The sequence below is a fragment of the Micromonospora sp. URMC 107 genome (assembly GCF_051386315.1).
Lineage (GTDB): Bacteria > Actinomycetota > Actinomycetes > Mycobacteriales > Micromonosporaceae > Micromonospora.
On the sequence record NZ_JBPQTK010000175.1, the window covers coordinates 1 to 10227 of the forward strand.

General features: G+C 75.2%; 11 protein-coding genes and 1 riboswitch. Of the genes, 4 read left to right on the forward strand and 7 right to left on the reverse strand.

All coding sequences use genetic code 11. From position 1 onward, the window contains the following. Positions 1-249: 249 nt before the first annotated feature. From ACSNN9_RS26075 to ACSNN9_RS26095, 5 genes are all read right to left on the reverse strand, one after another. Complete coding sequence (locus tag ACSNN9_RS26075; protein ID WP_436675852.1) at positions 250-750, reverse strand: DUF6328 family protein; 501 nt, start codon at positions 748-750, stop codon at positions 250-252. Positions 751-870: 120 nt separating this feature from the next. Then, positions 871-1620, reverse strand: a complete 750-nt coding sequence (locus tag ACSNN9_RS26080) for a sugar isomerase domain-containing protein (protein ID WP_436675861.1) — start codon at positions 1618-1620, stop codon at positions 871-873. 72 nt (positions 1621-1692) lie between these two features. Then, the gene (locus ACSNN9_RS26085) at positions 1693-2523 is read right to left on the reverse strand and encodes an alpha/beta fold hydrolase (protein ID WP_357871897.1); all 831 of its coding nucleotides are present in this window, start codon (positions 2521-2523) and stop codon (positions 1693-1695) included. Positions 2524-2553: 30 nt separating this feature from the next. After that, positions 2554-3309, reverse strand: coding sequence for a TIGR03943 family putative permease subunit (locus ACSNN9_RS26090; protein WP_436675854.1), 756 nt, complete (start codon positions 3307-3309; stop codon positions 2554-2556). Further along, a complete protein-coding gene (locus ACSNN9_RS26095; protein WP_436675862.1) occupies positions 3306-4307 on the reverse strand; it encodes a permease in 1002 nt (333 codons plus the stop codon). The genes ACSNN9_RS26090 and ACSNN9_RS26095 overlap by 4 nt, the downstream gene beginning before the upstream one ends. A gap of 201 nt (positions 4308-4508) precedes the next feature. After that, positions 4509-4614, forward strand: a riboswitch (TPP riboswitch). 72 nt (positions 4615-4686) lie between these two features. On the opposite strand from ACSNN9_RS26095, the gene ACSNN9_RS26100 reads away from it, so the two are divergent. The 3 genes from ACSNN9_RS26100 (at position 4687) to ACSNN9_RS26110 (ending at position 7496) form a co-directional block, all read left to right on the forward strand. Beyond that, positions 4687-5280, forward strand: coding sequence for an ECF transporter S component (locus ACSNN9_RS26100; protein ID WP_358091117.1), 594 nt, complete (start codon positions 4687-4689; stop codon positions 5278-5280). A gap of 72 nt (positions 5281-5352) precedes the next feature. Further along, complete coding sequence (locus tag ACSNN9_RS26105) at positions 5353-6699, forward strand: ABC transporter ATP-binding protein (RefSeq protein WP_436675856.1); 1347 nt, start codon at positions 5353-5355, stop codon at positions 6697-6699. After that, entirely contained in the window at positions 6696-7496 is an 801-nt protein-coding gene (locus ACSNN9_RS26110; protein ID WP_436675858.1) for an energy-coupling factor transporter transmembrane component T family protein, read from the forward strand. The genes ACSNN9_RS26105 and ACSNN9_RS26110 overlap by 4 nt, the downstream gene beginning before the upstream one ends. 145 nt (positions 7497-7641) lie before the next feature. On the opposite strand, the gene ACSNN9_RS26115 is transcribed toward ACSNN9_RS26110, so the two are convergent. Next, positions 7642-7878: a hypothetical protein gene (locus ACSNN9_RS26115; protein ID WP_357871910.1), complete on the reverse strand. Its 237-nt coding sequence runs from the start codon at positions 7876-7878 to the stop codon at positions 7642-7644. 454 nt (positions 7879-8332) lie between these two features. Here ACSNN9_RS26115 and gndA point away from each other — a divergent pair, with 454 nt between their 5' ends. Beyond that, positions 8333-9775, forward strand: a complete 1443-nt coding sequence (gene gndA / locus ACSNN9_RS26120) for an NADP-dependent phosphogluconate dehydrogenase (protein WP_436675859.1) — start codon at positions 8333-8335, stop codon at positions 9773-9775. Positions 9776-9966: 191 nt separating this feature from the next. Here gndA and ACSNN9_RS26125 read toward each other — a convergent pair whose 3' ends face one another. Then, the gene (locus ACSNN9_RS26125) at positions 9967-10188 is read right to left on the reverse strand and encodes a thioredoxin reductase (RefSeq protein ID WP_436675860.1); all 222 of its coding nucleotides are present in this window, start codon (positions 10186-10188) and stop codon (positions 9967-9969) included. Positions 10189-10227: the final 39 nt, after the last annotated feature.

Here is a 10227-nt window from a genome sequence, read left to right on the forward strand (position 1 = left end):
GGCGGCGGTCGGCGGGCCGTCGGCGGCGGTCGGCGGGCCGTCGGCGGCGGTCGGCGGGCCGTCGGCGGCGGTCGGCGCCGGCTGGTCGGCGCCTGATTCGTCGGGCGCGGGTCGGCTGTTCTGTGTCGCGGTCACGGCGGCCCCCTCGAACCTCGGTCCGGATGCGTCAACGTGCTCGACAACAGCACGCTACCCCCGGGGGTTACCCAGGGGTAGCGTTCGGTAAATATCGAGTCGCGTCGACTTCGGTCAGTCGCCGAGGGACCGTGGCTCGTCGTCCTCGTCGTCGCTGTCGTCGTCGCCCCAGTTGCGCCGGGAGAACGGCAGGAACACCCAGAAGGTGAGGAACCAGAGCCCCGTGAGTCCGCTGAGCACCAGGGCGATGCTCCGGTCCAGCACGAAGTCGGTGATCAGCAGGACCGCGCTGACCATCGAGATCAGCATGAAGGCGAGGCCGCCGCTGGCCATCCGGTGGGCGAACCGGACCAGCTCCGGCTTGCGGCCCTGCCGGAACAGCGCGCGGTGGAAGGCCACCGGCGAAATGATCATCGCGGTGGCGGCGGCCGCCGCCAGCAACGCGACGATGTAGACGTCCTTCTGGAAGCCGCTGGTGCGGGTGAAGCCGTTGCTGAACGGCAGGGTGAGGAGGAAGGCGAAGAGGATCTGCACACCGGTCTGGGCGACCCGCAACTCCTGGAGCAGGTCGGCGAAGTTGCGCTGCCAGCGCTGCTTCTCGGTTTCCTTGGACACGCGCTACCTCCGGTCAGACGGTACTGCCGGCGGGGGCGGCCGGCGGCAGCATCGCTGATGCCCCACCGGCCGACGCGCGAAACCGACTCACGTCGCCGCCGGACGCGCCGATCCGCCCGGTCAGGAGCCGCGCCGGATCCGGCCGGCGTACCGGGCCTCCAGGGCGCTGTTGTGCTCGTCGCCCCCGGCGATGTTGGCCGACAGGTAGACCGGGGGACGCTCCCCCGCCGCCAGCAGCCGGGCCACCACCTCGACCGTGATCTGCTGCGCCAGCAGCGCCGCCGTGATCGACGAGACCGCGCCGACCGCGCCGCCGCCGGGCAGCGGCAGCGTCGCGTCGCCGTACGGGGCGCCGTTGTCGAGCACCACGTCGGCGAAGTCGGCGAGCTTGCGCCCCGACGGGTGGCGCGAGGTCATCTGCCCGGAGTGCTGCGCCGAGGTGATCGCGACCAGCCCGTGGCCCTTCTCCTTGACCAGCGACGCGAATTCCACCATCGCGCCGTTCACGCCGGAGTTGGAGGCGAGCACGAAGACGTCCCGGGGGCCGATCGGGGCCAGCTCGTAGAGGCGGTGCGCCACCGACGGGTCGCGCTCCAGCAGCGGCCCGAGCACGTCCGTCGGGGCGCCGCCGAGCAGCACCAGGTCCCGCAGGGCGATCCGGTTCGTCGGGACCAGCCCGCCGGCCCGCCCGGCGATCTCCATGGCCAGCGCCTCGGAGTGGCCCGTGCCGAACGCCTGGACCACGCCGTCGGCGCGTACCGCCTCGGCGATCAGGTCGGCGGCCCGCCCCACCGCCTCGCGTTGGCTCTGGGCCACCCGGTTCATCGTGGCGGTCACCACGGCCAGGAACTCCTCGGCGCTCACCGGCATGTCTGCTCCGTCCATGTCGTACCTCCGTCGGGGTGGGGGCCCGGCGTCCGCCGGGCGGTGTCGCGGGGAGGGTCACACCGGGTCGTGCACGCGGGCCAGGATCGCCTCGGCCAGCGGAGCGGGCGCCTCGTCGGGGATCCAGTGGCTCACCCGGGGCAGCTCGACGAAGCGGTAGTCGCCGGTCACGTGCTCGGCGCACGCCTCGGCGGCGGTCCGGCCGATCGCGATGTCGCGGCCGCTCCACACGAACGTGGTCGGCACCGCCACCGGCCCGGTGGCCGCCAGGTCCCGGCGGGACATGGCGCGGTACCAGTTCAGCGCGGCGGTCAGCGCGCCCGGCTCGCGCATCGGGTCCGCGTACGCGGCCACCCGCGCGTCGTCGCCGACCCCGTGCAGCATCCGGCGCAGTCCGGTCGCGCCCAGCACGAGCAGCGCCTTCTCCGCCTTGCCCGGCTTGCGGAACAGCGTCATGTACGCCGAGCGCGCCTTCTGCCCCGCGTCCTCGGTCAGCGCCCAGACCATCGCGCCGGGGTGCGGCACCGAGACTGCGGTCAGCGTGCGGACCCGCTCGGGATGGTGGGCCGCGACGGCCCAGGCCACGATCGCGCCCCAGTCGTGCCCCACCAGGTGCGCCGCGTCGACGCCCAGCGCGTCGAGCAGGCCCACCGCGTCGGCGACCAGCTCCGGCAGCCGGTAAGCCTCGACCGCCTCGGGTCGCGCGCCCGGCGAGTAGCCGCGCTGGTCCGGCGCGTACGTGCGCAGGCCGGCGGCGTGCAGCGCCGGCACCACGTCGTCGAACTCCCCGCCGTGCTGGGGGAAGCCGTGCAGCAGCAGGACGGGCGCGCCGCCCTCCGGTCCGCCGACGCGGACGTCGAACGTGAACCCCCGGGCCTCGATCCGCATGATCGTGAGCCTACCCACGGTCGGCGCGGGTCACTCGTACTGTTGCCGGGGTGCGGGCACCTGCCGCCAGGATTCCACGTCCAGGTAGGGGATCTCGGCGTCGTTGACCGGGTCCCGGGCGATCCGGTCGCTGTAGCGGCCGGTCACCTCGATCCAGGTGTCGTCGGCGAGCCGGTCGGGGGCCGCGCCGGTCAGGCCCAGCTTCACCGGCCGCCCGTCGGCGGCGCAGCAGGAGAGCACCATCCGGGCCAGCAGCGGCCGGCCGTCGGGACCGGTGGTGACGAAGCCGGTCAGCTGGACCCGGCGGTCGCCGATCGAGGCGCCCCGGTCGAAAAGGGCCCGGGAGGCGTAGTCGAGCACCGCCACCCGCACCGGGTCGCCGTCGGGCAGCGGCGGGTAGTCGGACGGCTGCTGCCGGGTGGTGACGGCGGTGCCGGCCTGGCCGGCCGCGTACGAGCCCAGGGCCGGCGGGGCGACCAGCAGCAGGCCCAGCACGGGCAGGATGAGCAGCCAGCCGACCCGCGGCTCGTGGTGGCCGTGCCCGTCGTGGTCGTGCGCGTCGTCGTGGTCCTGCGCGTCGTGCTGGTCGGCGGGCGTGCGCCGCAGGATCGGGCGCAGCTCGTACCAGAGGGTCATCACCGCGGCGGCCACCAGCAGCAGGCCGGCGGCGATCAGGAAGGGCCGCAACCCCTCCTTGACGTAGCGCAGGTGCAGGTCGGTGAGGCTGGCCCGGACCACCGCGCCCCCGAGCAGCAGCAGGACGACCGCCTGCGCCTGCCGGTTCACAGCAGCACCGCCCCGGTCGCGACGGCCACCGCGACGGCCACCGCGAAGGTGGTCGGGGCGAACCGCAGCGCGAACCGCCGGCCGAAGACCCCGGCCTGCATCGAGATGAGCTTGAGGTCGACCATCGGCCCCACCACCAGGAAGACCAGTCGGGAGGTCAGCGAGAACTGCGACAGCGAGGCGGCGACGAAGGCGTCCGCCTCGGAGCAGAGCGAGAGCAGCACCGCGAGCCCGGCCAGCGCGAGCACCGAGAGCACGGGGTCGTCGGCGAGGGTCTGCAACCAGCGCTCCGGCACGACGACGTTGATCGTGGCCGCCGCCGCCGCGCCGATCACCAGGAACCCGCCGGCGTGCGTGACGTCGTGCCGGACCGCCCCCCAGAACGCCCGCCCGCGCGAGCTGTCGTCCAGCTCCGGCCGGCGCGGCAGCCGGATCCAGTCGGCCCGGCCGAGGCGCAGCCACAGCCAGCCCATGGCCATCGCGACGACCAGGCTCGCGACGGCCCGGCCGAGGACCATCGCCGGGTCGTCGGGGAAGGCCACCGCGGTGGCGGTGAGCACGATCGGGTTGATCGCCGGGGCGGCGAGCAGGAACGCCAGGGCGGCGGCGGGGGTGACCCCGCGCCGGATCAGCGAGCCGGCGATCGGCACCGCCCCGCACTCGCAGCCGGGCAGCACCACGCCGGCCGCGCTGGCCACCGGCACCGCGAGCGCGGGATGGCGCGGCAGCGCCCGGGCCCAGAACGACCGGGGCACGAAGACCGCGATCACCGCGGAGAGCAGCACCCCGAAGACCAGGAACGGCACCGCCTGCACCATGACCGAGACGAAGACGGTGGTCCAGGTCTGCAACCGGGGCGCGGAGAGGGCGCGGGCGAGCGGCTCGCGGAAGACGATCAGCAGGATCAGCAGGCCGGCGAGCACCTCCACCGACCCGATCCGCCGCTCCGGGCGGCGGGGCGCCGCCGGCGTCTCCTCGCGTACGCCCGGGGCGGCCACGCCCACCGCGCCCGGACGCGGCCCGTCCGGCACGCGGCGCTCAGCCTCGGATGTCACGTACGTGTCCCTCTGCCGGTTCTCCAGTGGCCGCCCGAGAGTACCGGGGCGGAATCGACCGCGTCGATCGAACGCGCAGGTGAGCTGCGGAAAGATCACTTTGCCCGATGATCTTCAAAGGTGTTAGCGTCGGCGCGACAACTTCACATCCGACAGGGGAGCGCACAGCGCTGAGAGTGCGGGCACCGCCCGCAGACCCTCGAACCTGATCTGGGTAATGCCAGCGCAGGGAGTTCGGTCGACCTCCAGCCGCGTCGACGTCCGGCACATCCGGGCGCGGCGTGCGTCTTCTCCTGGTTCTCGTTCGGGACTGGGAGCAATCATGCGAGACAACAACACCACCACCCGGTGGCGCACCGTCGACGTCGTCGTCGCCGCGGTGATCGCGGTGGCCTTCGGCGTCATCTTCTGGGCCTGGGGCCTGCTGTGGCGGGCCGTCGACCCGGCGTTCGCGTTCTTCCCGGCCGGCCAGGCGATCATGTACGGCGTGTGGCTGGTCCCGGCCGTCCTCGGCGGCCTGGTGATCCGCAAGCCCGGCGCGGCGCTCTTCTGCGAGGCGGTGGCGGCGACGGTCTCCGCGCTGCTCGGCTCGGAGTGGGGCGGCGTCACCATCGTCCAGGGCCTGATCCAGGGACTCGGCGCCGAGCTGGCCTTCGCCGCGTTCCGCTACCGCTCGTTCCGGCTGCCCACCGCGCTGCTCGCCGGCGCGCTGACCGGCCTCGGCGCGGCGCTGTTCGACTTCTTCGTCTGGAACAGCGAGTACGCCCTGGGCAGCTACCGGATCCCGTACGCCCTGCTCACCATCGTCAGCGCCACCGTCGTCGCCGGTGCCGGCGGCTGGGCCCTGACCCGCGCCCTGGCCACCACGGGCGCCCTGGACCGGTTCCCCGCCGCCCGCGACCGCGCCCCGATCTGACCCGCACCACGGAAATGGGGTCGATCATGAGGTTGGCGGCACGCCGGGCGACGGGCGTGGGCCGTACGCGGGGTGGACCTGCGCGTCGAGGCCGGCGAGCGGGTGCTGCTGCTGGGGCCCTCCGGGGCCGGCAAGAGCACCCTGCTCGCCGCGCTGGCCGGGCTGCTGCCCGAGGACTCGGGCGAGCAGGAGGGCACCGTCGAGATCGACGGGCTCGACCCCCGCAAGGGCCGGGAACGGGTGGGCATCGTCTTCCAGGACCCGCAGACCCAGCTCGTGATGGCCCGCAGCGGCGACGACGTGGCGTTCGGACTGGAGAACCGGGGGGTCCCCGCCGGGGAGATCTGGCCCCGCGTCGACGAGGCGCTGATCCGGGTCGGCTTCCCGTACCCCCGGGACCGCCCCACCGCCGCGCTCTCCGGCGGCGAGCAGCAACGGCTCGCCCTGGCCGGGGTGCTGGCGCTGCGGCCCGGGTTGCTGCTGCTCGACGAGCCGACCGCCAACCTCGACCCGACCGGCGCGGCGCTGATCCGGGCGGCGGTGGCCGGCGCGCTGGACGCCGACACCACGCTGATCCTGGTCGAGCACCGGGTCGCCGAGGCGCTGCCCCTGGTCGACCGGGTGGTCGTGCTCGAACCGGGTGGCGGCGTCCGCGCCGACGGCACGCCCGAGGCGGTCTTCGGCACGCACGGCGACGCGCTCGCCGACGAGGGCGTCTGGGTGCCCGGCCGCCCGGTACCGCCCCGCCACGCGACCGCGCCGGCCGGCGACGTGCTGCTCACCGCCGACCGGCTCGCCCTGCCGCCCCGGCTGGCCGCCGTCGACCTGGCGGTACGCGCGGGCGAGGCGCTCGCCGTCCTCGGGCCCAACGGGGCCGGCAAGTCGACCCTCGCCCTGCTGCTCGGTGGCCTGCTCAGGCCCGGAGCCGGTCGGGTCGCGGCGACGACGGCACTGGCCGGCGACGGCGCCCGCACTCCCCCGCACCGCTGGCGCGCCCCGGCGCTGGCCCGCCGGGTCGGCTCGGTCTTCCAGGACCCGGAGCACCAGTTCGTCACCAACACGGTCTACGACGAGCTGGCGCTCGGCCCGCGCCGCACCGGCCAGCCCGAGGCGGCAATCCGGTCCATTGTGGACGGGCTGCTGTCCCGGCTGCGGTTGACGAAGCTCGCGGCGGCCAACCCGTACACCCTCTCCGGCGGGGAGGCCCGGCGGCTGAGCGTGGCGACCGCCCTGGCCACCGCCCCCCGCCTGCTCGTCTGCGACGAACCGACCTTCGGCCAGGACCGGCGCACCTGGCTGGAGCTGGTGGACCTCTTCGCCGAGCTGCGCGACGCCGGGCACGGCCTGGTCGCCGTCACCCACGACCCGGAGTTCGTCGCCGCCCTGGCAGATCGCCGCGTCACCCTGGAGCGGGCGTGATCAGTTTCGAGCCCGTCGCCGCGCCGGAGGCGCCGCTGGCCCGGCGCAACCCGGTGGCCAAGCTCGCCGCGGCGCTGGTGTTCTCGTTCATCCTGATCGCCACCCTGGACCCAGTGGCCCCGGCCATCGCAATCGCCGTCGAGCTGGCCGTGCTGCCGCTGTTCGGGGTCCGCCTGCGGGTGTTGGCGCGGCGGGCCTGGCCGCTGCTCGTCGGCGCGGTCGGCGTGGTGGTGACGCTGGTGCTCTTCGCGGCCGAGCGCTCCGGCCGGGTGCTGGTCGAGGCCGGGCCGGCGGTGGTCACCTCCGGGGTGCTGCTCACCGCGCTCGGCCTGGTGCTGCGCATGTTCGCGGTCGCGCTGCCCGGCGTGATCGTCTTCGCCACCACGGACCCGACCGACCTGGCGGACGCGCTGATCCAGAACGCGAAGGCGCCGGCCCGCTTCGCCATCGGGGCGCTGGCCGCGTTCCGGCTCGTGCCGCTGCTGGGGCAGGAGTGGCAGATGATCTCCATGGCCCGCCGCGCGCGGGGGGTCGAGGCCGGCCGCAACCCGCTGGCGCGGCTGCGGCTGTTCGTGTCGACGGCCTTCGCGCTGCTGGTCGGGGCGATCCGACGGGGCACGCGGTTGGCCGTGGCGATGGACGCCCGGGGCTTCGACGCCGGGACCCCGCGCACCGTCGCCCGGCGACAGCACTTCGTGGTCGCCGACGGCCTGTTGATCATCGGCGCGGCGGTGCTCGCCGGGGCCGCGCTGACCGTGAGCGTGCTGCTCGGCACCTTCCGCCCGTTGATCGGCTGACGCCGCCCGCCGACGGGCTGACGTAGCCCGTCGAGCGGCTGACGCCGCCCGCCCGGGCGGCGGACAGGCCGGGCGGCGGACGGGCCGGGCGGCGGACGGGCCGGGTGGAGTCGCCGGTGACGACGGCTCCACCCGGCCGGCGCCGTCAGCTGCGCCGGAAGGCGTACCGGCGGGCCTGCCCGGCCTTCTGGCCGCGCAGCGCGCCGGAACGCCCGGCGCCGGAGACCGGCGGACCGGCCTTCGGGGCCGCCGGCCGGTCGACCGGCAGCACCGGCACGACCGGCGCGACCGCCACCTCGTCGAGGTTGACCGGCGTCAGGTCCGCGACGGACGGCGTGGGGACGGTGGTACGGGACTTCTTCGGGTTGCGCCTGGCGGGCATCCGGTGCCTCCTCGGGTCTGCGGGCCCTTCCGCACCGGAGCGACGTCCGGTGAGCTGGCCCGCCTCGTTCGGCGACCGTCGCGCGACGGTCGGGCGGGATCGGGACTGCTGCCCGGGATCGGCCACGAGGAACACCGCCGCCTCGGCGGCAGGTGCGGAATGCGGACGCCCGGGAGCACGCGGACCCGCGGCCATGCGGCGGGTCGGCTCGGAGGTGGGGCGTCAGTTGCGCATGCCCACACGGTAGCCGCCCGACCGGTCGCGCGCAGCCGAATTACCGGCGGGGTCGACGGCGGGCCGGTCGCGCTCCGCGGAGACCGCCCGGCGGCGGATCGTCGGCCAGCCCCGCGCGCCTTGGACCACCACCCGGTGACGGGCTGCCCGACACGGCCTCCGGGCCGCCCCGCCCGCGATACGGTCGCCGCGACAGGTCTCGACGGCGGAGGGCGGACGGATGGCCGGGCGGGCGACGGCGCGGATCGGCGTGACCGGGCTGGCGGTGATGGGCCGCAACCTGGCCCGCAACCTGGCCCGCAACGGCTTCGCCGTGGCGGTGCACAACCGCTCGCCGGAACGCACCCGCAGCCTCGTCGCGGAGCACGGCGACGAGGGGACCTTCCTGCCCGCCGAGTCGATGGCCGACTTCGTCGCGTCGCTGGAGCGGCCCCGGGCGCTCATCGTGATGGTCAAGGCGGGCAAGCCCACCGACGCCGTGGTCGACGAGCTGGTCCCCCTGCTCGACGCCGGCGACATCGTCGTGGACTGCGGCAACGCGCACTTCGCCGACACCCGCCGGCGGGAGGAGGCGCTGCGGGCCCACGGCCTGCACTTCGTCGGCACCGGCGTCTCCGGCGGCGAGGAGGGTGCCCTGCGCGGACCGAGCATCATGCCGGGCGGGTCCGCGGAGTCGTACCGCACGCTCGGGCCGATCTTCGAGCGGATCGCCGCCCAGGTGGACGGGGTGCCGTGCTGCCGGCACATCGGGCCGGACGGCGCCGGGCACTTCGTCAAGATGGTGCACAACGGCATCGAGTACGCCGACATGCAGCTCATCGCCGAGGCGTACGACCTGCTCCGGGCCGGGCTGGGCGCGGAGCCGGCGGAGGTCGCGGAGATCTTCCGCGGGTGGAACTCCGGCGAGCTGGAGTCCTTCCTGATCGAGATCACCGCGGACGTGCTGGCACACACCGACGCGGCCACCGGGCGGGCCTTCGTGGACGTCGTGCTGGACCGCGCCGAGCAGAAGGGCACCGGCCGCTGGACGGTGCAGAGCGCGCTCGATCTGGGCATACCCATCACCGGCATCGCCGAGGCGACCTTCGCCCGGTCGCTGTCCGGGCACGCCGACCAGCGCGAGGCGGCCCGCCGGGCGTTTCCGGACGCGGGCGCGACCTGGCGGGTCGAGGACTCCGACGCCTTCGTCGAGGACGTCCGCCGCGCCCTGCTCGCCTCGAAGATCGTCGCGTACGCGCAGGGCTTCGACCACATCCGGGCCGGCTCCCGGGAGTACGACTGGGGGATCGACCTGGGCGGCACCGCGACGATCTGGCGGGGCGGCTGCATCATCCGGGCCCGCTTCCTCGACCGGATCCGCCAGGCGTACGACGAGCGGCCCGACCTGCCGACGCTGCTGGTGGCGCCGTGGTTCGCCGAGACCGTGAACGACGGCGTGCCGAGCTGGCGGCGGGTGGTGGCCGAGGCGGCCCGGGCCGGGGTGCCCGCGCCCGCGTTCGGGTCGTCGCTGGCGTACTTCGACGCGCTGCGCGCGCAGCGGCTGCCCGCCGCCCTGGTCCAAGCGCTGCGGGACAACTTCGGGGCGCACACCTACCAGCGCGTGGACCGCGAGGGCACCTTCCACACCCGCTGGTCCGCCGACCGCGCCGAGATCGAGGCCTGACCCCGCCCGCTGCCGTAGGCGTCAGGCGACGCGGCCTGCGTCTCCCGGCGCCAGCTCGCGCGCCCGCACAACCAGCGCGTCCCACTCCGTGGCCTTGCGGGCTCTCGACCGGCGAGGGGGCGGTCACCGCACCACAGGCCGCCGCCCGGGCCCGGCCGCCGCGTGCCCGGGCCAGACCGGCGCGGGGACCGTTACCAGGCCCGCTGCCCGGTCTCGGTGGGCGCCCAGGTGAGTGCGGGCTCGCCGCTGGCCAGCTCGCCGATCTCACCGCAGCGCGGCTGCGTCGCGTGGCCGAGTTCCCGGCAGTGCTGCTCGGCGACCCCGGCGCAGATCTCGGCCACCTGCGCACGGACCGGGTCACCGAGACCGACGGCGTCCAACGCCACGATCATCTTGTCCCGAAGATCCCGCATCCCCACCCCCGAGGCTCACCGCCGCCCACCCGGGACCAC